Raw genomic sequence first — 26,240 nt, 5'->3', positions numbered from 1 at the left:
CAATGCGTGGTGGACCAGTAACAGTGTCTTTGACCGACAAGTGGGAACCTGCTCCGGGATCGGTTATTTCCTGGCAGCCCTCGCCGGCGTCGTACGCGAAAGCACTTGAGGCACCGGTCAGTGACGTCCCGCCGAGCTTCATGCAGGTACAGCATCTGCGCACGTATCTGCGGCAGGCGGCCAAGGGCCTCGACTTCTCGCGGGTGCTCGTCTTCACCTTGGACATGCCCGGCCGGTGCGACAAGCGCGCCATGGGGCACGTGATCAACGCGCACTTGCGGCGGCACGACACCTACCGGAGCTGGTTCTCGCTCGATGATGAGCAGAACATCGTCCGGCGCACCATCGCCGATCCGGCAGACGTGGAATTCGTCCAGGTCAAACTGGGCGACATGACGTCCGACGAGGTGCGGGATCTGGTGGTCACGGAAACCCCGGACCCATTCCGGTGGGATTGCTTCCGTTTCGGAATCGTGCAGAGCTCAGGGCATTTCACCTTCTACTTCAGCGTCGACCATCTGCATCTGGATGCGACCTTCGCACGCCTGCTGATCATGGAAATCCTGATGGGGTACAAGGCGCTGGTTCAGGGTGGGGCTCCCATCGAGCTGCCACCGGCGGGAAGCTATGGCGACTACTGCATCCGGCAGCACGAGTTCCTCTCGGGACTGACCCCCGACTCCGAGCCCGTCCGCGAATGGACTCAGTTCGCCGAAAGCAACCGCGGCAGCCTTCCGGATTTCCCACTGCCACTGGGCGATCACTCGGTGCCATGCGGTACCGCGATCGTCACCGAGCAGCTGTTGGACGAGCAGCAGGCGCTGAAGTTCGAGTCGCTCTGCGTGGACGCGGGCGCACGGTTCATCGGCGGTGTGATGGCGGCGCTGGGGTTCGCCGAGCGCGAATTGACCGGCACTGACACCTATTACGGGATCACTCCGAGTGATGCCCGTGATGAGGCGGACATGTTCACGACGGGATGGTTTACCGGCCTGGTGCCGATCACCGCGCCCGTTGACGGAACCTTTGGTGCCGCTGCGGTCGCGGCACAGGAATCGTTTGACCGCGGCAGGCAGCTGGTGAATGTGCCCTTCTACCGGGTGCTGGAACTGGTGCCCGAGCTGACCTGGCCCCGGCCGTATCACCCGATGATCAACTTCTTCGACGGTGGCGCCCCGCCGCTGTCGCAGTTGTTCACCAACCCGCTGCTGGTCAGCAATCCCATCGGCTTGTACGCGGAGAGCAAGTCGGTGTATCAGCTGACGATCTTCATCTCGCGGTTCCCGACGGAGACCACGCTGATGATCGCGTACCCGGACAATCCGATTGCGCGGGAGTCGATCACCCGCTACGTAGACCTCGTGAAGTCCACGTTCTCACGGGTCTGCGAGCAGAATGCCGTTGTGCCCGCGCGGTAGTCATGTGGACCATCGTTGCGCTGATGGCCCTTGGAGTGAGTGTTGAACCCACTCGATTAGGCCTGACGGTTCTGATGCTGAACCGGCCGCGACCGCTCCTGCAACTGTTTGTGTTTCTCTGCGGGGCATTCGCCATGGGACTCAGCTTGGGACTCACCTTGCTGTTCGTGCTGCGGGTCTCGCCGATGGGAAATGCGGACGTCTCTGGGCCGTACATTCAAGTCGCGCTGGGTGTTCTGGCTCTGTTGGTAGCGGCAGTGCTGGCCGTCACGGCGTCGATGCGTCGGCCCCCCGCCGCGCCGAGTACGGGTTTCGCGGGCAAGCTGACAACGCGGGTACGCGGCTTCCTGCAGAACAACTCGCTGTGGGTAGCGGGGGTGAGCGGATTGGGAATTGCCTTGCCCTCGGCGGACTTTCTTGCGGTGATCGCGCTCATCCACGCCTCGGGAGCCACGCAGCCCATGCAGTCGATGGCGCTGCTCTTCTTCAACGTGGTGGCCTTCTCGATGGTGGCTTTGCCGCTGCTCAGTTATGCCGCGATGCCGGGCCGGACGTACGAGATGGTGTCGGCTCTGCACACCTGGGTGAGGACGCGGCGGCGCATCGACGTCGCCGGGATCGTCGCGGTGCTCGGTCTCATCATCCTCACGCTCGGAGTGATCGGGATCCTGCGCGCGTAGAGGTCAGTGCAGCAAAAGCGCGAGCACGAACACGCCGACGAGCGCCGCTGCGGCGAGAGCGTCGCGCCATCCCGGATAGACGGGATGCGCGGAGATGCGGCCCGCGCCACCCCGTGCGGTGATGGCGTCTCCCATCTCGGTGGCACGGCGTAGCGAGACGACCATTGCGGCCGTGCACAGATCGACGACTTCCGCACGCCGCGAGGGCTTCTCCGGTTGCGGTGGCTGGAGCCTACGGGCCGCCGCCAACAACCGGAACTCTTCGGACAGCATCGGAAACATCCGGAACGCCAGGGAGATGGTGGCCGCCCAGTCGTCGACAGGCACGCGCAGCAGGCGCAGCGGCCGACACAAAAGTGCCACTGCGGGAGCGATATCCGCAACCTGGGTGGTCCACGAGATCACCGCGCCGAGACCGATCAGAACCAGGCCGAGCGAGGTGACACGCAGGAAGTCCAGGAAACCGCCCAAGCCGATGGTGGCCGGTCCGAGCTTCAATTCGGGAGCTCCACCGTTGACGATGGTGAACAGACTGCCCGCCACCACAAGCATCCCGACCCATTGTGGAACGGATGGGATGCACCCGGGGGAGATCCCGGCGAGGGCGGCCGTCAGGAGGATGAGCAGCGCGATAAGTCCGATCGCGGTCCACGACGGCATGATGGTCAACAGCACTGATATCGCCAGCACGGCCAGGAGTTTGGTGCCGGCCCACAGGTCGTGGATGGGTGACGGCCCGGGAACCGGCCGCATCAGCATCAACGGGCGTCGCCGGCTCATCGGGCGCTCACCAACTCGCCCCGTTCGAGACGGATGGTGCGCGGGCACAGCGGAGACAGGCTGTCGGTGTCATGGGAGATCACGATGACTGCCTGACCGTCATTGCGGATGCGTACCAAGAGATCGATGAGATCGGCCTGGGCGTCGACGTCCAGGCCGGCCAGCGGCTCATCGAGAATCAGGAGGCGCGGCGAGCGGGCCAGCAGCCCGGCCAGGGCGACTCGGCGTAACTGCCCGCCGCTGAGTCGATCGATCAGTACCCCACCAATTTTCGGATCCAGGCTGACCGAGGCCAGGGCGCGATCGATACTGTCAGTATCGGAGGTCGAGTATCCGGCCAGTGCCGCAACTGCGGCACCAGCGTGTCCACGCAGCAGCTGCAACCGCGCGGCCTGGAAACACAAGGCCACCGCGCCAACCTGTTCCGCGGCAGGGCGCCCATCGAGCAGACAGTGACCGGCCGAAGGCTCCAGGAGACCCGCCATGATCCATGCCAGGGTCGACTTGCCTGAGCCGTTGCCGCCGCACAGCAGTATCCCGTCGCCGGAGTGGACCTGAAAGGAGACATCCCGCAGCACGGGTTGCGACCAGGGCGTTCCGGCCGCGTAGTCGAACGAAACTCCTTGCACGTCGAGAATCGTTTCCCCGCCGGCAGATTCGACGGGGGATGGGCGTTCCGCGTCCGGGCGTGCCTCGATACCGCCGAGTGCCACCACACGATCGGCGGCGTTGGCCTCCTGCGGGTAGTGGGTGATGTGCACCAGCCCCAGACGGTGATGGGCAGTGAGCCCGTCGAGCACGTTGATGAGCGTCTGTCGCCCGTCGTGATCGACCATGGTGGTGACCTCATCGGCGATCAGCAGCGCGGGTTCCCGGGCGAGGGCCGAGGCGACCGCGAGCCGTTGCAGCTCGCCACCGGAGAGTCCGGCGGTGTCGCGATCGCTCATTCCGCTCAGGCCCACCTCGCCGAGCAGACTCTCGATGTCGATGGTGCGGTCGGGCGGCAGCCCCCACACGATGTCGTCGCCCACGCGCAATCCCAGGACCTGACTTTCGGGGTGCTGCATGACCAACGCGGTTCCGCCCACTTGGCCCAGGCCCACTGCCGCGGGCCGCTCGATGGTTCCGGCGGTGGGAGTGACGCCCGCCAGGATGCGCATGAGGGTGGACTTGCCGGAGCCGTTGGCCCCGGTCACCGCGATGTGTTCGCCGACATTGACCTGCATGGTCACCGGCGCCAGGGCATCGCGGTCGGACCCGGCATATCGATAGCCGACATCGGTGAGGACCGTCGGTAGTGGGCCGGGTGGGCTGCTTTCGTGCACCGCGGGCAGCATGCCGACCGAGGCCAGGTCGGTCACTTCTTCAAGGCGCCGCAACACGGGCGTCAACACCCGCCATCCGAAAGATGTGCCGAAGATGACGATGAGCCACACCGAGACCCCGAAGAACCACGGCCAGTGCACAATCCAGCCTGCAACGGCACGATCGAGTCCAGCGGCGGCGTCACCCAGAAGCGGCACCCCGCTCAACAGCGTCGCGAATCCACCGACATTGGCCGCCACGGCACCCAGGACGACCTCGCGCAGATTACGCAGGGCCGCGAACACTCCCACGCAGAAGGTGGAGACCAGGACGCCCCACACTGCCGCGACCGCCAACATGGTTGCGGCACCCCGATTCCGGCGTCTTACTTGACCGGAAATGGCGCCCATGTAAGCACATGTCAACGCCGACACCAGGCCGCCGAATCCGGCGATCAGGAAGCTGATGAGGCCTGCGGCGACGCACGCGGCCAACGCCACCCGGATGCGGTGGCGGTAACACAGCACCCCCATGGGTACGGCGCCCAGCCAGGCGAACACCACGGCGCCGGGCAGCACGATAGAGACCACGGCGATCGCGCCCATGAGGGCGGCGGTCATCGCGGCCTGGGCCAACTCCGCTGGTTGCATGCGATGGGATTGCACTGGGACCGATTAGAGCATGGCTAACCCGGCCCCGTGATCCGCGTCCACGTAAACTCGCGCGGTGACTCATGACGCCTACCTCGTCGGCCTCCGCCTCACCGGACGCAAGGTCGTGGTCGTCGGCGCCGGGTCCGTCGCGCAGCGGCGTCTCGGCCTGCTGATCGCCAGCGGTGCCGATGTGCACGTGATTGCCCCCGACGCGACTCCGGCCGTCGAAGGCATGGCCTCGATCACCCTGAACCTCAGGCCGTACCAGGACGGCGACCTTGAGGGCGCCTGGTACGCCATCGCCTGTACCGACGATCCGGCAGTCAATGCCGCGGTCGTGGACGAGGCCGAGCGGCGCCACGTCTTCTGTGTCCGGGCCGATTCCGCCCGGGAGGGCACGGCCGTCACACCCGCATCGTTCAATCACGACGGCATTGCGGTCGGTGTCTTGACCGGTGGGCAGCACAAGCGCTCGGCGGCGCTGCGTTCTGCCATCCACGAGGCGCTGCAACGCGGGCTCATCACCGAAATCGCCGAGGTAAAGCCGGAAGGCGTCGCGCTCGTGGGCGGGGGGCCGGGTGATCCTGATCTCATTACCGTTCGCGGACGCCGACTCCTCGCGCAGGCCGATGTGGTTGTCGCCGACCGGCTGGCGCCCGCCGAGCTGCTCGCCGATCTGGGGTCTCACGTCGAGGTCATCGACGCCGCGAAGATTCCGTACGGGCGTGCGATGGCACAGCAGGAGATCAACCGGGTGCTCATCGAACGGGCCCAGCAGGGCAAGTTCGTCGTCCGTCTCAAGGGCGGCGACCCGTTCGTCTTCGCGCGCGGCTACGAGGAAGTCCTGGCCTGCGCCGAGGCCGGTGTACCGGTGACTGTTGTACCGGGCGTGACCAGCGCGATCTCTGTGCCTGCGGCGGCAGGCGTGCCCGTCACCCATCGTGCGGTGAACCACGAGTTCGTGGTGGTCAGCGGACACGTCGCACCGGGGCATCCGGAATCGTTAGTCAATTGGGACGCGCTTGCTGCCTTGAAGGGGACCATCGTGCTGTTGATGGCGGTCGAGCGCATCGAGCAATTCGCGAAGGTACTCATCGACGGCGGTCGACCTGCGGATACCCCGGTGCTGGTGGTGCAACATGGCACCACCGACGAGCAACGCGTACTGCGCGCAGACCTGGCCACCGCACCGGAACGCATTCGCTCGCAGGGCGTCAGGCCGCCGGCGATCATCGTGATCGGTCCCGTGGCCGCTTACGGCGCCTTCTGATCTCTAAAGCGACGTTAAGAGGCCGGTAAGGTGTCCTCCATGTCTGGCCTCAGCGTCGAGCAGCTCACTCAAAAGGCGCGCGAACTTCTGCCATCCCGGCACTACCTGTATGCCGTCATCGCGATCGCCGGTATGCAGTTCCTGGCCACCATGGACGGCACCATCGCGGTTGTCACGCTGCCCAAGATTCAGGCCGAGTTGCACCTCAACGACGCCACCCGAAGCTGGGTCATCACCGCGTACATGCTGTCCTTCGGTGGACTGATGCTGCTGGGTGGTCGTCTCGGCGACACCTTCGGACGCAAGCGGGTCTTCATCGGCGGCATCGCGTTGTTCACGCTGGCTTCGATCGGGGTGGGCCTGGCGCAAGAGGACATCGGTCTGGCCGTTTTCCGTCTGATCCAGGGTGTGGGTGCGGCCATCGCGTCGCCCACCGCGTTGGCGTTGATTGCGACGACCTTCCCCAAGGGGCCGCTGCGTACCGCCGCGGTTGCGGTGTTCGGCGCCATGACGGGAGTGGGTTCCATCGCGGGGCTGATCGTCGGCGGCGCGCTGGCCGAGGTGTCCTGGCGACTTGCCTTCCTGATCAACGTGCCGGCCGGTGCGCTGATGATCTACCTGGCCGTGCGGTCGCTGACCGAGACCGAACGCGAACCGATGAAGCTGGATGTGGCGGGCTCCGTGCTGGCCACGCTGGGCTGTACCGCGGCGGTGTTCGGCTTCACCCAGGGCCCCGACCGCGGTTGGGATTCGCCGTACACGATCGTGTCGTTGATCGCGGCCGCGGCGCTGCTGATCGCCTTCCTTCTGGTCGAACGCACCGCGGAGAATCCGGTGGTGCCGTTCAGCCTGTTCGCGGACCGCAACCGGGTCGCCACCTTCGCGGCGATCTTCCTGGCCGGAGGCGTGCTCTTCACCCTGACCATCACCATCGGTCTGTACATGCAGGATCTGATGAAGTACAGCCCGCTGCGGACCGGCGTCTCGGCGATTCCGTTCGTTGTCGGCATGGGGATCGGCCTGGGACTGTCCTCTCAACTTGTCACGCGCATGGCGCCGCGGGTGCTGATCCTGTGTGGTGGTGTGGTCGTGTTCGGTGCGATGCTCTACGGCTCCACGGTCGACCGGACCATCGCGTACTTCCCGGACTTCGCGACGCTCATCTTCGTCGGGGGGCTCGGTATCGGGACCATCGTGGTGCCGGTGGTCCTGTCGGCCATCACCGGAGTGGATGCCGACCGCATCGGACCGCTGTCCGCCATCTCCCTCATGCTGCAAAACCTGGGTGGGCCAATCGTTCTGGTGATCATCCAGGCGATCATCACCTCGCGCACGCTGTACCTCGGCGGCGCGACGGGCCCGGTGCAGAACATGAACAAAGCACAGCTGCATGCCCTGGACCACGGCTACACATACGGCCTGCTGTGGATTGCCGGCACCGCCGTGCTCGTGGGGGTGGCGGCACTGTTCATCACCTACAGCGCCGCCGATGTGGCGCACGCACAGAAGGCGCAGGCCGCGCATGACCAGGGTCTGGACGAGGACGAGCTCGAGCAGGCCTAGCAGTCCTGCGGGGTGTAGTCCCCGGCGCGGAACAGCAGTCCGTTGGTGACGGGGATGCCGTCGTTCACGGTGATGTGGCAGGACATCCGGAAGACGCTGGGCGCACCCGCTGCGGTGACTCGCAGCACGGGCGGCCCGTCGAGTTTGACCGTGCGCTCCCAGTAGTACCCGGCGAAGGTGTGTCCGGACTCCTCACGGAGCTGACCGCCGTCCTGGTATTGGACGGTGAAGTCGGCGTTCCCGATTCCGATGGCCGACAGCGAGTATTTGACAGTGGCCGGGGCCGCATCGGCCGGCGCCGCGAATCCCATACCGAGTACCGCCACCGCCGGAATGACCGCCCACGTACGCATGCGATTGATGCTAGCCGGGGGCCTCGGTGGCGCGCCGATATGCTGTGCAACCGTAACTGACGGTCTTCGCCCGAGAGGCTCAACGAAAACATGGTCTTCGCCCGAGAGGCTCATCAATGATCACCCGGCTCTCCGAGCTTTTCGTACGCACGCTGCGCGACGACCCGGCGGACGCCGAGGTCCCCAGCCACAAGCTGCTGATCCGCGCGGGGTACGTGCGCCCCATCGCGCCGGGCGTGTACAGCTGGCTACCGCTCGGGCTGCGGGTTCTGCGCAAGATCGAGAACATCGTCCGCGAAGAGATGAACGCCATTGGCGGCCAAGAGATCCTGTTGCCCGCCCTGCTGCCACGCGCACCGTACGAGACCACGAACCGATGGACCGAGTACGGCGATTCGCTGTTCCGGCTCAAGGACCGCCGCGACAACGACATGATGTTGGGCCCGACCCATGAAGAGCTGTTCGCGCTCACCGTAAAGGGGGAGTACAGCTCCTACAAGGATTTCCCCGTCATTCTCTACCAGGTCCAGACCAAATACCGGGACGAGGCGCGCCCCCGGGCGGGCATCCTGCGCGGGCGGGAATTCGTCATGAAGGACTCCTACTCCTTCGACACCTCCGACGACGGACTCAAGGCGGCCTACCACGCCCACCGCGAGGCATACCAACGGATCTTCGGCCGGCTGGGCCTGGACTACGTGATCGTCGCGGCCACCTCGGGGGCCATGGGTGGCAGCGCTTCTGAAGAGTTCCTTGCGGAAAGCCCCACCGGAGAAGACACTTTCGTACGCTGCGTGGAATCGGGATACGCGGCCAATGTCGAGGCGGTCATCACTCCGGCACCGCCGGCGCGGCCCATCGAGGGGTTGCCCGAGGCCGTCGTGCACGAGACCGGCGACACCCCGACCATCGCGACCCTGGTCGACTGGGCCAACTCCGCGGGTCTGGACCGAGTGGTCACCGCGGGCGACACCCTCAAGAACATTCTGCTGAAGGTGCGCCAGCCCGGCGGGGACTGGGAGCTGTTGGCCGTCGGCGTGCCCGGCGACCGCGAGGTCGACGACAAACGTCTCGGCGCCGCGCTGGAGCCCGCCGAATACGAGATGCTGGGCGATGCGGATTTCGCCAAGCATTCGTTCCTGGTACGGGGATACATCGGGCCGAAGGCGCTGATCGCCAACGGTGTTCGCTATCTCGTGGATCCGCGGGTTGTCGAGGGCACCAGTTGGATCACCGGCGCCGATGAGCCCGGCAAGCATGTGGTGGATCTCGTCGTAGGCCGCGACTTCACCCCGGACGGCACCATCGAGGCCGCCGAAGTGCGTGACGGTGACCCCTCGCCCGACGGTGCCGGGCAGCTGGTGTCGGCGCGCGGTATCGAGATCGGCCACATCTTCCAGCTGGGTCGCAAGTACACCGACGCATTCACTGTCGATGTTCTCGGCGAGAGCGGCAAGCCGGTGCGGCTCACCCAGGGCTCCTACGGCATCGGCGTCTCACGGCTGGTGGCCGTCGTCGCCGAGCAGCAGCACGACGAGCTGGGGCTGCGCTGGCCCTCGGCGGTATCGCCGTTCGACGTGCACGTGGTGATCGCCAACAAGGACGAGGCGGCACGGGCCGGGGCCGAGGAACTGGCCGCCGAACTGGACCGCCTGGGCCACGAGGTGCTGCTCGACGATCGGACCGCCTCCCCGGGCGTGAAGTTCAAGGACGCCGAGTTGCTCGGTGTGCCCTGGATCGTGGTGATCGGCCGCGGCTGGGCCGACGGGACCGTCGAGCTGCGCAACCGGTTCACCGGGGAGACGCAGCCCATTGCGGTGGCCGACGCCGTGGCGTCCGTCACACAGGCGATAAGGTAATGGGTATGCCGTCTTTTAAGCTCGAACCGCTGGTCGAAAGCGATTTCAGCACAAGCGATTTCGTGTACACGTTCTCCACGCCGCTGCCCAAGGATGCGGCAACGGTCTGGGCCGAACTCAATGGGGAAAGCCCGCTGCACTGGTGCAAGGCTATCAACAAGATCAGCTGGACGTCTCCGGAGCCGCGCGGCGTGGGCTCCACGCGTACCGCCAAGCTTGCTCTGCCCGGTGCAGCCGTCAACGAGCGGTTCATCGTGTGGGAGGAGAGCCCGGAGCGGTATCGCAATGCGTTCACCGTCGAGACGGCGACCTTCCCGGGGACCAAGCGCTTCGGTGAGCTCTACGAGGTGGTGGGCACGGCGACGGGTTCCTTGTTCACCTGGAGCTTCTTCATCGAGCCCTCGCTCGGATTCACCCGCCACCTCAAGCCGGTGATTCGCCGCGGGCTGTCCGGGTTGATCAGCGACACCCAGAAGCACTTCGCCTGACCGACGTCTCTGCCGTGTCGCGGCAGAAGGGTCAGACCTTCTCGGGTCCGCCTGGGAATGCGACGCTCGCGGGCGTGATGTCGGCGGCTACCCGCCAGCGAGCCGCGCGGATCGCGCTCTCGGTCAACATGCGCACCGCGAACCTGCGATCGTCGGCGTTGTCGGCCTGCTCGGCGACGGCGCGCCAGCACGTCGCGGTGTCGGTCTCAACCTGCAGCGCCAGCTTGCTGGCATCGGCGGGCGTGCTCACCGGGAACGGGATTTTGTAGCCGGCGGCGGCCACGGGTGCGGAGACAGGACGGCCGCGCAGCTTGGCAATGCACTCTTCCCGGCACTGCCGGTGCTCGATGAGGCATTCGGTTACCAGCCAGTTGTTGTCGGGCACCGAATGCGCTGATACCAGGCCATAGGCGTAGATCGCGGCGTGCTCGTTGGCCAGCGCGTTGGCCAGCGCGGTGTCATCGCCTGCAGCGGCCGGTTGCGGGGTGGGCTCGGTTGTCGTCATGGCAGATCCACCTCCGCGGCGGAGGCGCATGCGGCACTGATCGAGGCCAGCAGCCCGGCGCGGTATCCGTCCTGTGTGGTTGCCAGGTCCATCGCGGAGCGCGCCGAATCCTTGAGCTGAGACTTGATCTGGTCGACCCGTGGAGGTGCTGGCGGTGCGGTGGTTGTGGCGCTGGTGCTGGAGCGGACAGTCGCGTCGGCGCCGGGTATGCGCTTCAGTTCCCTGGTGAGCGCCGCTGCGTGGGCGCTCCTGGTACCGGCGATCGAGTTCAGCGTGGGGGCCAGCTCGGCGTTGGTGCCCGCCGCCGCGGTCGCGGAGGCCGCGTCCCGGACCGCCAAATCGATCTGCGCTTGCAGGTCGTCCACCTCAGGTTTGGTGTCGGGTGTCTGCTGGCACGCGGCGGCCACGACGGTGACGCCGAGCGCGGCGCCTCCGATCAACAGGTCGCGGCGCGACAGGCTTCTGGACATTCGCCCATCCTGCCAGTGTGTGCGGTTGGCGCATGACAGCCCTCGCCGGGCGTAAGGTGGAGTGCTGGTCAGGACGAGAGTCCGACTAGTGTGTGCAAGCCGAACGTCCGACAACTCAAGATGAGGAGCCACAAACGCCATGCCGGATCCTCTTCACCCGAGTGACTCGTCGGAAGGGCTGCCATGCGACGACCAGGTGATCGAGTTGCTCAGCCCGGAGTTCTCCCGGTCCGGTGTCGAGATCGAAAGTGTGGTCGTTGTCGAGGGCGCCGGGGAAGGCAGGCCGTCGCGCATCACGGTGGTGATCGATTCGGATGCGCCGGTGGACCTGGACGCGGTCGCCGCGCTGAGCCGCGCCGCGTCGGTGCTGTTGGACGAGGCAGATACCGGCTGGGATGCGTACGAGCTGGAGATCACCACACCGGGTGTCGACCGGCCGCTCACCACGCCCGCCCATTTCCGGCGGGCACACAAGCGGCTTGCGCAGATTCGCCTGACCGACGGCGAAGATCTGCTGGGTCGCATCGGCATCACGAACGACGACGGGGTGCAGGTGGTGCTGCGCAAACCCGTCAAGGGCACGGGCTGGATGGTGCGCGATCTGGCGTTTTCGGACATCGAGAGCGCGATCGTGCAGGTGGAGTTCACCACGCCGAACCCGCAGGAACTCAATCTGGCTGGGGCAGCCGAAACCGGAGGTGGCGCATGAATATCGATCCCGCAGCGGTAAACCTGATGGCCGCCGACAAGGGCATCACGGTCGATGAGGCGATTGACATCATCAAGTCGGCGCTGCTGACCGCCTACCGGCATACCGACGGGCATGAGCCCAACGCGCGCATCGAGATCGATCGCAAGACGGGTGTGGTCCGGGTGATGGCCCGTGAGACCGACGAGGACGGCAATCTCATCACCGAATGGGACGCCACACCCGAGGGATTCGGCCGTATCGCGGCCACCACCGCGCGACAGGTGTTCCAGCAGGGCGTGCGCGACGCGGAGAACGAGCACAAGTTCGGCGAGTTCTCCACGCGCGAAGGCGAGATCGTCGGTGGAGTGATTCAGCGCGACGCCCGAGCCAACGCGCGGGGGTTGGTCGTGGTTCGCATGGGCAGCGAGACCAAGGGATCCGAAGGAGTCATCCCGTCGGCCGAGCAGGTGCCGGGCGAGGAGTACCACCATGGAGACCGGTTGCGGTGCTACGTGGTTGGCGTATCGCGCGGGGCGCGCGAGCCGTTGATCACCCTCTCGCGCACCCATCCGAATCTCGTCCGCAAGTTGTTCTCGCTGGAGGTTCCGGAAATCAGCGACGGTTCGGTGGAGATCGTCGCGGTCGCTCGTGAAGCGGGCCACCGGTCCAAGATCGCAGTGGCCTCGAAGGTCGCGGGCCTGAACGCCAAGGGGGCCTGCATCGGTCCCATGGGCCAGCGCGTGCGCAACGTGATGAGCGAGCTGTCCGGCGAGAAGATCGACATCATCGATTACGACCCCGATCCCGCGCGATTCGTCGCCAACGCACTTTCGCCCGCCAAGGTGGTGTCGGTATCGGTCATCGACGAGGCGGGCAAGGCTGCCCGCGTCATCGTTCCCGATTTCCAACTGTCGCTGGCGATCGGCAAGGAGGGGCAGAACGCTCGCCTCGCCGCGCGGCTCACCGGATGGCGCATCGACATCAGAAGCGACGCAGACCCCGCCGAATAGCGCCGGGGCGCCCACAGGTACTGACCAAAGTCCCTATCGGCACATAACTTGCATCTCATATACAAGTTATGTGCAACTGACACGATTCACCGACCTGGGCCTGCGCATCGTCATGCGGCTGGCCGTCGAAGGGCCGGATGCCCAGCTGCACACCGGTGACCTTGCCGACCAACTGTGCGTTTCCTACACGCATGCCACGAAAGTTGTTGCCCGGCTTTCGGAAATGGGCGTGATCGCCTCGACCCGGGGGCGGCACGGGGGAGTGTGCATCACCCGCGACGGGCTCGATCGTCGCGTGGGCTCGCTGGCCCGGCGATTGGAGCCCAGCGGCGAGGTCATCGATTGTGAGGGAGCCAACCCCTGCCCGCTCCGGCGCAGCTGTCGCCTGCGGGATGCGCTGCGGTCGGCGCAGGAGGCCTTCTTCGCGGACCTCGATCAGTGGACTGTGGCTGAAATCGCCCGTCCAACAATGGAAAGGAAGTAGTCAAGTGCTATCAGCAGAGTCGCTGGCAGTCATCCGTCAATCCCTGCCCGCCGTGGCAGGTGCGATCGGCGAGATCACGCCGCTGTTCTACTCCAAGATGTTTGCGGCACACCCCGAGCTGCTTCGCGATCTGTTCAACCGAGGCAACCAGGCGGCGGGGGAGCAGCCGAAGGCACTCGCCGCATCGATCGCGGCCTTCGCCGGGCTGATACTGGAAGGTGATGGTGCTCAATACGATTCGGTGCTCGACAGGATCGCTCACAAACACGCCTCGTTGGGCATCGTCGCCGAGCAGTACCCGATCGTCTACGAGCATCTTTTCGCCGCGATCGCGGAGGTATTGGGTGATGCGGTGACCGACGAGGTCGCGAAGGCATGGACCGAGTTCTACTGGCTGATGGCCGACGAATTGATCGCGCGTGAGAAGGCGCTCTATGACGCCGCGGGAGTGGCTCCGGGTGATGTGTGGCTGCAAGCCACCGTGGTGCATCGTCAGCTGGAGTCGGCCGACGTCGCCGGTTTCGATCTGCGTGCGACATCCGGCGAATTACCGAGTTTCCTTCCGGGCCAGTACATATCGGTACAGGTCACGTTGCCGGATGGGGCGAGGCAGATCCGTCAGTACAGTCTGTCGCGCGGCACCCAGGAAGGCGACTGGCGCATCGCGGTCAAGAGGCTGAACGGCGGCGTCGCGCCGGCGGGCGAGGTGTCGAATTTCATCTACGACAACGTGTTCGAGGGTCAGCAGTTGCGGGTCTCCGTGCCGATGGGCGAGTTCACGCTCGACGATTCGGCAGACCCATTGGTTCTGGTGTCGGCAGGCATCGGCTGCACCCCGATTATGGGCATGCTCCAAGAGCTCGTCGCCACGCAGTCGCCGCGAGAGGTCGTGGTCCTCCACGCCGACCAGTCGGCGGCGGCGCACGCCTACCGGCGCGAGCTGGCCGATCTGGTGGGCCGCCTGCCCGCGGGCCGTTTGCACACCTGGTACGAACGGGCACATGTCGAGCATCCGGCTGATGGAATTGGACGTATGAGTCTGAACCGGTTGCCACTCAACCTCACCTCGACGGTGTTCGTCTGTGGTCCCCGGCCGTTCATGTCGGCGATCAACGACGACTTGGTGTCGCTCGGTATCCCGCAGGAGCAGATCAACCACGAGCTGTTCGGTCCGTTGGCTTCGGCCGTGGCATGACGCGCGTGGACGTGCTGGCGGTAGCGCTGGCCGCGTTCTGGTTGGGCCTGGTGGTGGCGATCTCGTTCCTGGAAGCGCCTCTGAAGTTCCGGGCGCCGGGAGTGACGATTCAGGTGGGGCTCGGGATAGGTCGCCTGGTGTTCCGTGCTCTCAACGCCGTGGAGTGCGTGCTGACGGTGATCATGGTGCTGCTGGCAGTGGTGGGTGACCTACCCGCGGCCGCGATCGGCGCGGCCGCCGCCGCGGGCCTCTGCCTGGGAGTCCAGCTGCTGGCGGTGCGGCCGGCCATGATGAGGCGGACTGATGCGATCTGCGACGGAGCCGAATATGCCGGGCGCAGCCGTCTGCATCTGGCATATGTGGCGGCCGAATGCCTCAAGGCGGTGGCGTTGATCGGTGTGGTGGCGGCCGTGGTGGCGATCAGCTGAGCCGGGCTTAGTCACCGCCCGGGCTGGGCATGGAATGTCCAGTTATCGCTTGTGTCGGGATCGGTGACCATCAGCACGCCATCGAGCACGCGATAGTCCCGATCACCGCTGAACACGCGAGCGAACTGCTGTTCGGCGGTGGGCGGTGGGCAGAACATCCTGGTGGACGCGACGCCTCCGAATGAGAGCCGGTTCGTGCCTGGCTGTGGTGTGACGGTCGCCGTCATGTTGTTGCAGCCGTCCCTACCGCTCAGCGTGAGTACGTTCTCGGCCTCTGGGCTGTCGGCGGCGCCGCCGTGAAGTTCGACGAAAGCCTCGGCGCCGGTGTACGGCGTGGTCACGCCGTCGACGGTCTCCGCAGTCAAGATCCAGCGCGTGTCGGTCAGACCGGGATGGGGATCGGCGGTTGCCTGCGATTGGGTCACGACGACCAATACGAACGTGGCACCGACCAATGCGGCCAGGAACGTGAACGTGCGTAGGAAGGTTCTTTCAGCGAATTTCATGCCCTGCCTTCGGTGTGGCCTCGAGATATCGGGGACGATGATTGACGTATCGATATCCCGGATCGGGCCATTACATCCGGTGGCTGTGGGGCGATTCATAAATAAGGTGTCGCGGACGGTAGACTAAGCCGTGATCCAGCGCGAGACTTCGGCGTTCGAACATGCCCAGACCGGTAAACCGGTGCGAACATGTGTGGGGTGCCGGAGGCGAGAGTTGGCTGCAGATCTGCTTCGTGTGGTTGCTGCGGATGATGGACACGTAGTGGTCGATCTCCGTCATAGGCTGCCCGGCCGGGGTGCGTGGTTGCACCGGTCGACGCAGTGTTACCAGCTGGCGGTAAAGCGGCGGGCCTTCGCGCGAGCGCTTCGGATCACCGGAAACCCGGATACCACCGCGGTCTTCGAACATGTTGAGCAATACCAAGAGATTGGCAACAACGAACAATGAGCACACCGTGAAGCGTCGATGATGATCGTCCATCACAGCTAACACGAGGCACGGCGCCTGAAGTCGCTGCCTCGCAGACAGGAGAGCAGTGGCAGGCAAGGCCCGGGTACACGAGTTAGCAAAAGAGCTCGGTGTGACCAGTAAGGAAGTTCTCGCCCGACTGAGCGATCAGGGCGAGTTCGTGAAGTCCGCGTCATCGACGGTGGAAGCTCCCGTCGCGCGGCGACTTCGTGAATCATTCGGTGGCGGCGACAAGACCGCACCCGCCGCGTCCAACGGTGCCGCCGCCGAGACGGCGGCTCCTCCCAAGAAGGCCGGCCCCAAGCCCGGTGCGCCCAAGCCCGCGCCGAAGAAGGTTGCGGAGCCGGTCGTCGAGGCGCCTCCGGCGCCGGAGCCTCCCGCCGCATCCCCGGCTCCTGCTCCGAAGCCGGCCGCTGCGGCGCGCCCGGCTGAGGAAGCATCCGCACCTGCTCCGGCACCCGCACCGGCCCCGCGTCCGGGCGCGACGCCTGGCCCCAAGCCCGGTGCGCCGCGCGTGCCACGCGTCGGCAACAACCCCTTCTCCTCGGCGCAGCCGGCTGAGCGCCCCGCGCCGCGGCCGCAGGCACCGCGTCCCGGAGCTCCGCGCCCCGGTGGTGCCTCCCCGAGCAATATGCCTCCGCGTCCGTCGCCCGGGTCCATGGGCCCGCGCCCACCGCGTCCGGGTGGTGGCCCCCGTCCCGGTGGCGGTCCCCGTCCCGGCGGAGCCGGTCGCCCCGGTGGCGGCGGCGGTAACTACCGTGGCGGCGCCGGTGCCGGCGCTCCCGCGGGTGGTCCTCCCGGTGCTGGTGGCGGCGGCTTCCGTGGTCGCCCCGGCGGTGGTGGCGGCGGTGGCCGTCCCGGTCAGCGCGGTGGCGCGGCCGGTGCGTTCGGCCGTCCCGGCGGTGCCCCGAAGCGTGGTCGCAAGTCGAAGCGGGCGAAACGCGCCGAGTACGAGAACATGCAGGCGCCGGTTGTCGGTGGCGTCCGGTTGCCGCACGGCAACGGTGAGGTCATCCGGCTCGCGCGCGGTGCGTCGCTCTCCGATTTCGCAGAGAAGATCGATGCCAACCCGGCGTCGCTGGTGCAGGCGCTGTTCAACCTCGGCGAGATGGTGACCGCCACGCAGTCGGTGGGTGACGAGACCCTGGAGCTGCTGGGCGGCGAGATGAACTACGTCGTCCAGGTGGTCAGCCCCGAGGACGAGGACCGCGAGCTGCTGGAGTCGTTCGACCTGACCTATGGCGAGGACGAGGGCGGCGAAGAGGACCTGCGGACGCGTCCGCCGGTGGTGACCGTCATGGGTCACGTCGACCACGGTAAGACCCGCCTGCTGGACACCATCCGTAAGGCCAATGTCCGCGAGGGCGAGGCCGGCGGCATCACCCAGCACATCGGTGCCTACCAGGTCGCCGTGGAACACGACGGCAACGAGCGCCCCATCACGTTCATCGACACCCCCGGTCACGAGGCGTTCACCGCCATGCGTGCCCGCGGTGCGAAGGCCACCGATATCGCGATCCTGGTGGTGGCAGCGGACGACGGCGTCATGCCGCAGACCGTGGAGGCCATCAACCACGCCCAGGCGGCCGACGTGCCGATTGTGGTGGCGGTCAACAAGATCGATAAGGAAGGCGCCGATCCGGCCAAGATCCGGGCTCAGCTCACCGAGTACAACCTGGTGGCCGAGGACTTCGGTGGCGACACGATGTTCGTCGACATCTCGGCCAGACAGGGCACCAACATCGAGCAGCTGCTCGAAGCGGTGCTGCTGACCGCGGATGCCGCTCTGGACCTGCGGGCCAACCCGGACATGGAAGCCCAGGGTGTTGCCATCGAGGCCCATCTGGACCGCGGTCGCGGTCCGGTGGCCACGGTGCTCATCCAGCGTGGAACGCTGCGGGTCGGCGACTCGATCGTCGCCGGTGACGCATACGGTCGCGTGCGGCGCATGGTCGACGAGCACGGCGAGGATGTCGAAGAGGCATTGCCGTCGCGTCCGGTTCAGGTCATCGGCTTCACGTCGGTGCCCGGCGCTGGCGACAACCTGCTCGTCGTCGACGAGGACCGCATCGCCCGGCAGATCGCCGATCGGCGCAGCGCGCGTAAGCGCAACGCGTTGGCCGCACGTAGCCGCAAGCGGATCAGCCTGGACGATCTGGATGCCGCGCTGAAGGAAACCAGTCAGCTGAACCTGATCCTCAAGGGCGACAACGCCGGTACCGTCGAAGCGCTGGAAGAGGCGTTGCTCGGTATCGCGATCGACGACGAGGTGCAGCTGCGCGTCATCGACCGTGGTGTCGGTGGTGTGACCGAGACCAACGTCAACCTGGCCTCGGCCTCGGACGCCATCATCATCGGCTTCAATGTGCGAGCCGAGGGCAAGGCGACCGAGCTGGCAAACCGCGAGGGTGTCGACATTCGCTACTACTCGGTGATCTACCAGGCCATCGACGAGATCGAGAGCGCGCTCAAGGGCATGCTCAAGCCGGTCTACGAAGAGGTCGAGCTGGGTCGCGCCGAGATCCGTGCGATGTTCCGGTCATCCAAGGTCGGCAACATCGCCGGCTGCCTGGTCACCTCGGGCATCATCCGGCGCAACGCCAAGGCCCGACTGTTGCGCGACAACATCGTTGTCGCCGAGACGGTCACCATCTCGTCGCTGCGGCGTGAGAAGGACGATGTGGTCGAGGTCCGCGACGGTTACGAGTGCGGTCTGACGCTGACCTACAACGACATCAAGGAAGGCGACGTCATCGAGGCGTACGAGCTTCGTGAGAAGGAACGCGTCTAAATGAGCACAGCGAAGACAACGGGGCAGGTGTAGGTAGTGGCTGATCCCGCCCGCGCACGCAGGCTGGCCAAGAGGATCGGAGCCATCGTCGCCTCGGCGATCGAGTACGAGATCAAGGACCCGAGGCTGACGATGGTCACGGTCACCGATACTCGGGTGACCAACGATCTTCACGATGCGACCGTGTACTACACCGTGATGGGGCAGACTCTTTCCGACGAGCCGGATTTCACCGGCGCGGCGGCTGCGCTAGAAAAGGCAAAGGGTGTGCTTCGGACCAAGGTGGGTGCTGGGACAGGGGTGCGGTTCACGCCCACCCTGACCTTCGTGCTCGACACCATGGCCGATTCGGCCCGGCACATGGAGGAACTGCTGGACCGGACGCGCGCGGCCGATGCCGCGCTCGCCGAGGTTCGGCAGGGGGCCGTGCATGCCGGCGACGCCGATCCGTACAAGGCATCTCCGGCCGAGGACCCGGCCCCAGACGAGGACGATGAGCGCCGTCCCGATTGAGACGGGTGCCGTGGGGGCACGCGTAGACGAAATGGGCGCCTTGGCCTTGCTGAACAAGGCCAGCAAGGTGGTGATCATCTGCCATGTGCACCCCGACGCCGACACCGTGGGCAGTGGGTTGGCACTCGGACAGGCGTTGGTGGCCAAGGGCGTTGACGTCCAGGTCAGCTTTGGGGCCCCGGCCGCCCCGCCGGAATCGGTGGGCACCCTGCCGGGCGTCGAGCTGCTGATTCGACCGCAGGAGATACGCCGGGATCCAGATCTGGTGGTCACGGTCGACAGCCCCAGCGTGCGGCGACTTGGTCAGCTCGCCGAGCTGCTCGACGGCCCAGTTCCGGTGCTGGTCATCGATCACCACGTATCCAATGAGCTCTTCGGCACCGCGAACTACATTGATATCGAGGCCGATTCGACGACCATGATGGTGGCTCGGCTGCTCGATGCATGGGGAGTGGACATCACTGCCGAGATGGCGCATTGCCTGTACGCGGGTCTGGTCACCGACAGCGGTTCGTTTCGCTGGGCCACCCCACGGGGACACCGGCTGGCCGCTCGGCTATTGGACTTGGGCGCCGACGGTGTGAACATCACCCGCACGTTCATGGATTCGCACCCCTTCGTGTGGCTGCCGATCTTGTCGCGTGTGCTGGGCACCGCGGAGCTGATTCCCGATGCCGTCGGGGGCGCGGGATTGGTGTATGCCGTTGTCACCCACGATGTCTGGTCTCGCGCGCGCACCGAGGAAGTCGAGTCGATCGTCGACATCGTCCGCACCACCACCGAGGCCGAGGTTGCGGTGGTGTTCAAGGAGATCGAGCCGGACCATTGGTCGATATCGATGCGGGCCCGCTCTGCGGTCGATCTTTCCGCGGTAGCGGCCACCTTCGGTGGGGGTGGCCATCGGCTGGCTGCCGGGTTCTCCGCGACGGGTCCGGTCGGCGAAGTGGTGGCGGCGCTGGTTCGCGCCCTTGACTGACGCCACCGGCACGGCCGGGATGTCCGGCCTGGCTCGCCGAATCATCGCCCTGGCGGTACCCGCATTGGGTGTATTGGCTGCCGAACCGCTGTACCTGCTGTTCGATATCGCGATGGTGGGCCGCTTGGGCGCCGTGCCCCTGGCCGGATTGGCCGTTGGGGGGCTGGTCCTTTCGCTCGTCGGGACACAGCTGACATTCCTGTCTTACGGCACCACTGCGCGTGCGGCACGACGTTTCGGCTCCGGTGATCGCTCCGGTGCCGTCCACGAGGGCGTGCAGGCAACCTGGTTAGCACTGCTTATCGGCGCCGCTGTGGTGCTCGTGGTGAATGCGGTGGCGGGGCCAGCGGTCCGGGCCATCGCGGCGGCGCCCGATGTGGCAGCGCAGGGTCTGACCTGGGTGCGCATCGCGATCTTTGCGGCCCCCGCCATTTTGGTGTCGCTGGCAGGCAACGGATGGATGCGCGGCGTGCAGAACACCATCCGGCCGCTGCGCTATGTGATTGTCGGCTTTGCGGTCTCGGCGGTGCTGTGCCCGGTGCTGATATACGGACTGCTCGGTGCCCCCCGAATGGGGTTGGCCGGGTCGGCGGTGGCGAACCTGGTGGGGCAGTGGTTGGCCGCGGTCCTCTTTCTGCGAGCCCTGTACGCCGAACACGCGCGGCTTCGGCTGGATCCTCCGGTGCTGCGTGCGCAGCTGGTCTTGGCGCGCGACTTGCTGGTGCGCAGTCTGGCCTTTCAAGCCTGCTTCATCAGCGCCGCGGCGGTGGCGGCTCGGTTCGGTGCCGCGGCGTTGGCGGCGCATCAGGTGGTCCTGCAGATGTGGAGCTTCCTTGCGCTGGTTCTCGATTCCCTCGCGATTGCGGCGCAGACTCTCGTCGGCGCCGCGTTGGGAGCGGACTTGGTGCCCGAGGCGAAGTCGGTGGCTCGGCGCGTGACGATCTTCTCGCTGGGGTTCGCGGTGCTGCTGGCGGTACTGCTGGCGCTCGGCGCTCCGGTACTGCCAGGGCTGTTCACCTCCGATGCCGCGGTGTTGCATCAGATGCGGGTGCCGTGGTGGTTCCTGGTGTGTCAGTTGCCGATTTCCGGTCTTGTCTTCGCCCTGGACGGGGTGTTGCTGGGCGCCGCCGACGCCCGGTTCATGCGGAACGCCACCATGATCAGTGCATTGTGCGGATTCCTGCCGCTGGTGTGGTTGTCGCTGGCTTTCGGGTGGGGGCTCGCCGGAATCTGGTCTGGGCTGAGCCTTTTCCTGGTCCTGCGGCTGGTGCTGGTCGGTTGGCGTGCCCTGTCGGGTCGCTGGGCCGTGCCGGGCACCGGATCGTGATCAGTACGCCTGCGGGTATCCGGCCTGCGGGTATCCCACGGGTGGGTGGTTCTGATAGGCCGGGGGCAGCGCGGCCAATCGCCGAATCTGCTTGATCTGTCCCATGTTTCCGAAGATGGCGACCCAGTTCATGACGAGGATGGACAGGAAGCTCCACCATCCGGCCGCCAGGTTATGGGTCTGCGCGTCGCGGTAGGCAGCTTCGCACTGTTCTAGCGTTCCGGTGATGGTGTAGCTGCGAGTGCTGAACATGATCAGCATCCCGGTGTGCTTGGTCAGCCGGACCTGAAAGTATCGGGGCGCGACGGCCGGATACTGCTGTGGATACGACATGTTTCCCCCTGCTCGTGTTGCTCGTCCGATGATATCGGGGTTTGCCCAAACCTCGGCTATGTGATCCATGTCACTTGCGGAGTACTCTGGAGAGACGCTGGATGAGGAGGTGTTTCGACATGAACCTAGATCGATTTGCGGTGTGGACCGGTTACTTCCTTGGTCTGGTATCGGTCACGATCACCGCGTTGGGTTTGGCGGCATTGGCTTCCGGACATCACGGCTGGGGGATGGTCGCGGCCGTCGTGTTACTGGTGACTGCAGGGCTCGGGTTCGCGATAGTCGGGGGCACAGTGCACCACGATCACAAGGTCCATAAGGAGACTCCGCACCTGATGTAGGGGTTGACGGGCCGCCTCGGTCGACACTCATAGAATGTGGGCCTATCAAAGCTAGGTCTGCAGATCGAATGGAGCCGCCGGCCGATGAACTCTTCCACCGGCTACCGCGTCAAGCGCGAGATCACCGAGGTGGCCGACGAGGTTGCCGCGGCCGGACCTCCGCCACTGCCGTTGCTGGAGGGGACCCGCTATCGGCTGCGCCGAGTCGATCCGGACGGGTCTGACCCGGACATGCTCAGTGAATGGTTCGCCCGCCCACACCTGGTCGAGACCTGGGAGCAAGCATGGCCGGCGGCACGCTGGCGGGAGGACTCCGCGTACCGGCTGGCCGGACACTATTCGCTGCCCTGCATCCTCTCGGTGGATGGTGCCGAGGTGGGTTACGTCGAGCTCTACCGTGCCGCACGTGACGAGATAGCGGGCGTATACGACGCTCACCCGCACGACACCGGATTTCACATCGCGACAGCCGACACCGAGCATCTGGGCCGAGGCGTCATCTCGGGATGGATCCGGTTGCTGCCGTTCGTAGTGTTCGCCGCTGATCCGGGATGCCGGCGGATGATGGCTGATCCGGCGGCCGAGAACCGTCCGATCAACAAGGTGCTTGCTCGTCTCGAGTGGACCGCTCTGGGCGAGTTCGATATCCGACCGGATCGCCGAATCGCCCTGTACTGCTTCGAGCGCTAGGCGTTCTGGCTGCGGCCCCGCTCCATGATGGCGGCGCGCCGCTCCTCCACGCCCTCGGCGATGGAGTTCTGGTCGATCCACCGGTGAGCATCGTCGAGGGCGACCTGCAGTCCGTTGCCGATCAGCTCGGACTCGATGCGGCGGTAGGAGGCCAGCAGCTCGCGCACCGCGGGCTGGTTGTTTCCGGTGATCGTGGCGGCGAGGCGCTTGGCGGCGGGCAGCAGCTCCTCGTGGGCCACTACCTCGGTCACCAGGCCTGCGCGCAGCGCGTCCTCAGCGGACAGGTAGTCGCCCGTCAGGCTCATGCGACGTGCCAGGCCACGCCCCACCGAGAGCGGCAGCAAGGTGGTCAGCCCCCAGGTAGGCAGAATGCCAACGCGCGCGTGGGTATCGGCAAAACGCGCCTTTTCCGAGGCGATGAGGATGTCGCAGGCCAGCGCCAGCTCCAGGCCGCCGGTCACGGCGGCGCCGTTGATGGCGCCGATGACTGGCTTGGATAGCTCGGGCCACCACGGGTCGAGTGATTCGGCGCGGTCGCCGCTGCCGAGCTCCTTGAGGTCGACGCCCGCGCAGAACACCGGGTCAGCAGCGGTCAGGATCATCACGTCGATGTTGTCGTCGGCGTCGGCCGCGGTGACGGCCTTGACGATCTCTTCGCCCAGCGCGCTGCTCAACGCGTTGCGTGCCTGCGGCCGGTTCAGGGTGATGGTGCAGATACGGTCTTCGGTCTGCGTCAACAGAATTGGTTCGGTCATGCGTCGATTACCTCCTCGGCGATACGTTCGGCGTGTACGGCGCGCCCCCCGAAGAGGGCCGAATTGCTTACGGCGCGCTTGTAATACAGGTGGGCCGGGTGCTCCCAGGTGAAACCGATGCCGCCGTGGCTCTGGATGGCTTTGGCGGTTACCTCGACGGCACCGGCGGAAGCCACTTGCTGTGCGATGCTGGTGGCCAGCGCGGGATCGTCGAGGCTCGGATCGTCGTGGGACCATGCCGCGTGATAGGCGGCGCCGCGCACGTTCCCCGTCGCCGCGGCCATATCGGCCAGGCGGTGTTTGACGGCCTGGAATGACCCGATGATCCGTCCGAATTGAATCCGGGACTTCGCGTATTCGGTGGTCACATCCAGCATGTGGGCGGCTATGCCGGCCTGCTCGGCGGCCAGCACGGTGGCCGCGACATCCAGGGCGGTGGCCACGGCATCCGCACCGCGGCCCGGCTGGCCGATCAAGCGCGCGGGGGCGGAATCGAAGTGGATGTTGGCCTGACCGCGGGTCAGGTCCAGCGTGGCCAACGCGTGCCTGTCGACACCGGGCGCATCGCCATCCACTGCGAAAAGGCTTGGACCCGAATCAGTGTCGGCCAGAACGAGGATCAGGTCGGCGGTGGCGCCGTCCGGAACGTGCTCGGTGTCGCCGGTGAGTTTCCATCCGTCGGCGTCGGATTCGGCCGACACCGTAATAGCGTCGGACAGCCGGGTGCGGCCGCCGGCCAAGGTGATGGTCTTGTCACCGGAGGCCAGCGCGGGCACCCACTGCGACAGGACGTCGTTGTCGCCGCTGGCCACCAGGGCGGTGGCGCCCAAGGCGGCACTGGAGACCCACGGCAGACACGCCAACGCGCGTCCCAGTTCTTCGGCCACAATGGACAATTCGATCACGCCGAGGCCGCCGCCGCCGTGCTCCTCGGGCAGGCTCAGGCCCACCACGCCCAGTTCTGAGCCCAGCGCACGCCAGGCGTCCACGTCAATGGTCCCGGTGTCGAGGACCTCGCGTACATGCTCGGGGGTCCAGACGCGCTCGCACCAACTGCGCACCAATGACCGCAGGTCGCCGTGTTCTTCGGTGAACTCGAACTCACTGGTCCGGGTCCGATTGTCTTCGCTGGCGCTCATCCGGGTCTGATTGTCTTCGCTGGCGCTCATCCGCGGGGCACGTCCTTCCAGGCTTTGTTGGTATCGACCCGGATATCGCCGGGCAATCCGAGAACGCGTTCTCCGATGATGTTGCGCATCACGTCGGAGGTTCCGCCTTCGATGGTGTTGGCCTTGGAGCGAAGGAAGGCCCACATGGTGTCGGCACGACGATCGTCCTCGACGACGCGCCGCATGTCGTACGAGGCGTACAGGGTGGCCTCGATGCCCAGCAGTTCGACGCAGAAGTCGTAGATCTGTTGGTTGAGCTCGGCGCCCATCAGCTTGCCGATCGATCCCTCCGGGCCCATGGGCGCATCACCCTGGGCGGCGATTCGCATCTGGGTGCCGTAGCGGTTGCCTTCCGAGCGCACGAACAGATTCGTCAGTTTGGCGCGCAGCTCGGGGGTGTGCAGATCGGGGCGCTGTTTCCAGAGGTTCAAGGCATTGCCGATCGAGCCGCCCCCGCGGCCGTGATCGAAGGCGCCGCCCAATGCGCTGCGCTCGTTCATCAGCGTGGTCATCGACACCCGCCAGCCATCGCCCTCGTTGCCCAGACGTTGTGCGTCCGGGATGCGGACGTCGGTGAGGTAGACCTCGTTGAACTCGGCGTCACCGGTCATCTGGCGCAGCGGGCGAACCTCGACGCCGGGATCGGTCATGTCGACGACGAAGTACGTCAGGCCACGGTGCTTGGCCACGTCCGGATTGCTCCGCGCCACCAGCAGTGCCCAGCGAGCTTGATGGGCGCCCGAGGTCCACACCTTCTGGCCGTTGATCACCCAGTCATCGCCATCGCGCACCGCGCGGGTGGCCAGTCCGGCCAGATCGGAACCGGCACCCGGCTCACTGAACAGCTGGCACCAGAGTTCCTCTCCGGTGAACAGTGGACGCAGAATGCGCTCGGTCAGTTCGGGTTGTCCGTGTGCGAGCACTGTCGGTGCCGCCATGCCGTAGCCAATCACGTTGACGAACAAGGGGTCTGGCATACCCGCCGCACGCAGAATGGTGTCCGAGACGGCCTGTAGCGCGGGTGGGGCGTCCAGGCCGCCCAGGCCGGCCGGGAAGTGGACCCAGGCCAAGCCTGCGTCGTAGACGGCTCCCAGCAGTTCGGTGACCGGCGTCGTGGCAGGGGGGTGTTTGGCGAGAACCTCGTGCGCGGCGGCGGCGATGCGTTCGCGTAGCGCGCTAGACGGCTCCGATGACGTCACTGGCATGACTTACGTATAC

At 66.1% G+C, this 26,240-nt stretch carries 28 protein-coding genes; 18 read left to right on the top strand and 10 right to left on the bottom strand.

Annotated elements, in window-relative coordinates:
* The first annotated feature begins 2 nt into the window (after positions 1-2).
* On the top strand, positions 3-1,418 hold the full coding sequence (locus MYCSP_RS14540) for a condensation domain-containing protein (RefSeq protein WP_083015788.1): 1,416 nt from the start codon (positions 3-5) through the stop codon (positions 1,416-1,418).
* Positions 1,419-1,420: 2 nt separating this feature from the next.
* A complete protein-coding gene (locus MYCSP_RS14535) occupies positions 1,421-2,098 on the top strand; it encodes a GAP family protein (protein ID WP_083015785.1) in 678 nt (225 codons plus the stop codon).
* A gap of 3 nt (positions 2,099-2,101) precedes the next feature.
* On the opposite strand, the gene MYCSP_RS14530 is transcribed toward MYCSP_RS14535, so the two are convergent.
* Both MYCSP_RS14530 and MYCSP_RS14525 read right to left on the bottom strand, forming a co-directional pair.
* Complete coding sequence (locus MYCSP_RS14530; RefSeq protein WP_088414138.1) at positions 2,102-2,878, bottom strand: energy-coupling factor transporter transmembrane component T family protein; 777 nt, start codon at positions 2,876-2,878, stop codon at positions 2,102-2,104.
* Positions 2,875-4,833 carry a DUF2232 domain-containing protein gene (locus tag MYCSP_RS14525; RefSeq protein ID WP_088414136.1) on the bottom strand — a complete coding sequence of 653 codons (1,959 nt, stop codon included), beginning with the start codon at positions 4,831-4,833 and terminating at the stop codon, positions 2,875-2,877. Before MYCSP_RS14525 ends, MYCSP_RS14530 begins: the two co-directional genes overlap by 4 nt.
* Positions 4,834-4,909: 76 nt before the next feature.
* On the opposite strand from MYCSP_RS14525, the gene cobA reads away from it, so the two are divergent.
* Together cobA and MYCSP_RS14515 are read left to right on the top strand one after the other, a co-directional pair.
* A complete protein-coding gene (gene cobA / locus MYCSP_RS14520) occupies positions 4,910-6,106 on the top strand; it encodes a uroporphyrinogen-III C-methyltransferase (RefSeq protein ID WP_070910627.1) in 1,197 nt (398 codons plus the stop codon).
* A gap of 39 nt (positions 6,107-6,145) precedes the next feature.
* Entirely contained in the window at positions 6,146-7,669 is a 1,524-nt protein-coding gene (locus tag MYCSP_RS14515) for an MFS transporter (protein ID WP_070910626.1), read from the top strand.
* Here the strand turns inward: MYCSP_RS14515 and MYCSP_RS14510 are convergent.
* A complete protein-coding gene (locus MYCSP_RS14510) occupies positions 7,666-8,022 on the bottom strand; it encodes a hypothetical protein (RefSeq protein WP_070910625.1) in 357 nt (118 codons plus the stop codon). The two genes, MYCSP_RS14515 and MYCSP_RS14510, sit on opposite strands and share 4 nt — an antisense overlap.
* 116 nt (positions 8,023-8,138) lie before the next feature.
* Between MYCSP_RS14510 and MYCSP_RS14505 the strand changes: the two genes are divergently transcribed.
* Both MYCSP_RS14505 and MYCSP_RS14500 read left to right on the top strand, forming a co-directional pair.
* Positions 8,139-9,881, top strand: coding sequence for a proline--tRNA ligase (locus MYCSP_RS14505; RefSeq protein ID WP_088414134.1), 1,743 nt, complete (start codon positions 8,139-8,141; stop codon positions 9,879-9,881).
* Positions 9,881-10,369: an SRPBCC family protein gene (locus MYCSP_RS14500; RefSeq protein WP_070910623.1), complete on the top strand. Its 489-nt coding sequence runs from the start codon at positions 9,881-9,883 to the stop codon at positions 10,367-10,369. Before MYCSP_RS14505 ends, MYCSP_RS14500 begins: the two co-directional genes overlap by 1 nt.
* A 31-nt stretch (positions 10,370-10,400) precedes the next feature.
* On the opposite strand, the gene MYCSP_RS14495 is transcribed toward MYCSP_RS14500, so the two are convergent.
* Positions 10,401-10,874 carry a ferritin-like domain-containing protein gene (locus MYCSP_RS14495; protein WP_083015776.1) on the bottom strand — a complete coding sequence of 158 codons (474 nt, stop codon included), beginning with the start codon at positions 10,872-10,874 and terminating at the stop codon, positions 10,401-10,403.
* Positions 10,871-11,344, bottom strand: a complete 474-nt coding sequence (locus tag MYCSP_RS14490; RefSeq protein ID WP_088414132.1) for a hypothetical protein — start codon at positions 11,342-11,344, stop codon at positions 10,871-10,873. Before MYCSP_RS14490 ends, MYCSP_RS14495 begins: the two co-directional genes overlap by 4 nt.
* Positions 11,345-11,483: 139 nt before the next feature.
* On the opposite strand from MYCSP_RS14490, the gene rimP reads away from it, so the two are divergent.
* The 5 genes from rimP (at position 11,484) to MYCSP_RS14465 (ending at position 15,152) form a co-directional block, all read left to right on the top strand.
* Positions 11,484-12,053 carry a ribosome maturation factor RimP gene (gene rimP, locus MYCSP_RS14485; protein ID WP_088414130.1) on the top strand — a complete coding sequence of 190 codons (570 nt, stop codon included), beginning with the start codon at positions 11,484-11,486 and terminating at the stop codon, positions 12,051-12,053.
* Complete coding sequence (gene nusA / locus MYCSP_RS14480; protein WP_070910619.1) at positions 12,050-13,045, top strand: transcription termination factor NusA; 996 nt, start codon at positions 12,050-12,052, stop codon at positions 13,043-13,045. Before rimP ends, nusA begins: the two co-directional genes overlap by 4 nt.
* A 70-nt stretch (positions 13,046-13,115) precedes the next feature.
* Positions 13,116-13,529 carry an RrF2 family transcriptional regulator gene (locus MYCSP_RS14475; protein WP_070910618.1) on the top strand — a complete coding sequence of 138 codons (414 nt, stop codon included), beginning with the start codon at positions 13,116-13,118 and terminating at the stop codon, positions 13,527-13,529.
* 4 nt (positions 13,530-13,533) lie between these two features.
* Complete coding sequence (locus tag MYCSP_RS14470) at positions 13,534-14,724, top strand: globin domain-containing protein (RefSeq protein WP_088414128.1); 1,191 nt, start codon at positions 13,534-13,536, stop codon at positions 14,722-14,724.
* On the top strand, positions 14,721-15,152 hold the full coding sequence (locus tag MYCSP_RS14465; protein WP_088414126.1) for a hypothetical protein: 432 nt from the start codon (positions 14,721-14,723) through the stop codon (positions 15,150-15,152). The genes MYCSP_RS14470 and MYCSP_RS14465 overlap by 4 nt, the downstream gene beginning before the upstream one ends.
* Before the next feature lie 11 nt (positions 15,153-15,163).
* Here the strand turns inward: MYCSP_RS14465 and MYCSP_RS14460 are convergent, their stop codons facing one another.
* Complete coding sequence (locus tag MYCSP_RS14460) at positions 15,164-15,658, bottom strand: META domain-containing protein (protein ID WP_157886189.1); 495 nt, start codon at positions 15,656-15,658, stop codon at positions 15,164-15,166.
* A gap of 130 nt (positions 15,659-15,788) precedes the next feature.
* On the opposite strand from MYCSP_RS14460, the gene MYCSP_RS14455 reads away from it, so the two are divergent.
* The 5 genes from MYCSP_RS14455 (at position 15,789) to MYCSP_RS14435 (ending at position 21,734) form a co-directional block, all read left to right on the top strand.
* Positions 15,789-16,106: a YlxR family protein gene (locus MYCSP_RS14455; protein ID WP_088414122.1), complete on the top strand. Its 318-nt coding sequence runs from the start codon at positions 15,789-15,791 to the stop codon at positions 16,104-16,106.
* 88 nt (positions 16,107-16,194) lie between these two features.
* Entirely contained in the window at positions 16,195-18,918 is a 2,724-nt protein-coding gene (gene infB, locus MYCSP_RS14450) for a translation initiation factor IF-2 (protein WP_088414120.1), read from the top strand.
* 36 nt (positions 18,919-18,954) lie between these two features.
* The gene (rbfA, locus tag MYCSP_RS14445; protein WP_070910613.1) at positions 18,955-19,431 is read left to right on the top strand and encodes a 30S ribosome-binding factor RbfA; all 477 of its coding nucleotides are present in this window, start codon (positions 18,955-18,957) and stop codon (positions 19,429-19,431) included.
* Positions 19,412-20,407, top strand: coding sequence for a DHH family phosphoesterase (locus tag MYCSP_RS14440; protein ID WP_088414118.1), 996 nt, complete (start codon positions 19,412-19,414; stop codon positions 20,405-20,407). The genes rbfA and MYCSP_RS14440 overlap by 20 nt, the downstream gene beginning before the upstream one ends.
* Before the next feature lie 19 nt (positions 20,408-20,426).
* Positions 20,427-21,734 (top strand): MATE family efflux transporter, encoded by a 1,308-nt coding sequence (locus MYCSP_RS14435; protein WP_162266370.1) that lies wholly within the window; start codon positions 20,427-20,429, stop codon positions 21,732-21,734.
* On the opposite strand, the gene MYCSP_RS14430 is transcribed toward MYCSP_RS14435, so the two are convergent.
* Positions 21,735-22,067, bottom strand: coding sequence for a hypothetical protein (locus tag MYCSP_RS14430; RefSeq protein ID WP_088414116.1), 333 nt, complete (start codon positions 22,065-22,067; stop codon positions 21,735-21,737). It lies immediately after the preceding gene.
* A gap of 119 nt (positions 22,068-22,186) precedes the next feature.
* Between MYCSP_RS14430 and MYCSP_RS14425 the strand changes: the two genes are divergently transcribed.
* Positions 22,187-22,408: a hypothetical protein gene (locus MYCSP_RS14425; protein WP_083015751.1), complete on the top strand. Its 222-nt coding sequence runs from the start codon at positions 22,187-22,189 to the stop codon at positions 22,406-22,408.
* Positions 22,409-22,492: 84 nt separating this feature from the next.
* Positions 22,493-23,098, top strand: coding sequence for a GNAT family N-acetyltransferase (locus MYCSP_RS14420; protein WP_088414114.1), 606 nt, complete (start codon positions 22,493-22,495; stop codon positions 23,096-23,098).
* Here the strand turns inward: MYCSP_RS14420 and MYCSP_RS14415 are convergent.
* Genes MYCSP_RS14415 through MYCSP_RS14405 form a run of 3 tightly spaced genes read right to left on the bottom strand, consistent with a single transcriptional unit; the run spans position 23,095 to position 26,227 of the window.
* Positions 23,095-23,853: an enoyl-CoA hydratase gene (locus tag MYCSP_RS14415; RefSeq protein WP_088414112.1), complete on the bottom strand. Its 759-nt coding sequence runs from the start codon at positions 23,851-23,853 to the stop codon at positions 23,095-23,097. The genes MYCSP_RS14420 and MYCSP_RS14415 overlap by 4 nt on opposite strands.
* Complete coding sequence (locus tag MYCSP_RS14410) at positions 23,850-25,022, bottom strand: acyl-CoA dehydrogenase family protein (protein ID WP_088414110.1); 1,173 nt, start codon at positions 25,020-25,022, stop codon at positions 23,850-23,852. Before MYCSP_RS14410 ends, MYCSP_RS14415 begins: the two co-directional genes overlap by 4 nt.
* The gene (locus MYCSP_RS14405; RefSeq protein ID WP_088414108.1) at positions 25,019-26,227 is read right to left on the bottom strand and encodes an acyl-CoA dehydrogenase family protein; all 1,209 of its coding nucleotides are present in this window, start codon (positions 26,225-26,227) and stop codon (positions 25,019-25,021) included. Before MYCSP_RS14405 ends, MYCSP_RS14410 begins: the two co-directional genes overlap by 4 nt.
* Positions 26,228-26,240: the final 13 nt, after the last annotated feature.

Source organism: Mycobacteroides saopaulense, assembly GCF_001456355.1.
GTDB lineage: Bacteria > Actinomycetota > Actinomycetes > Mycobacteriales > Mycobacteriaceae > Mycobacterium > Mycobacterium saopaulense.
Note: the sequence above shows the minus strand (reverse complement) of the source record. Positions and strands in the feature narration are given on the sequence as shown.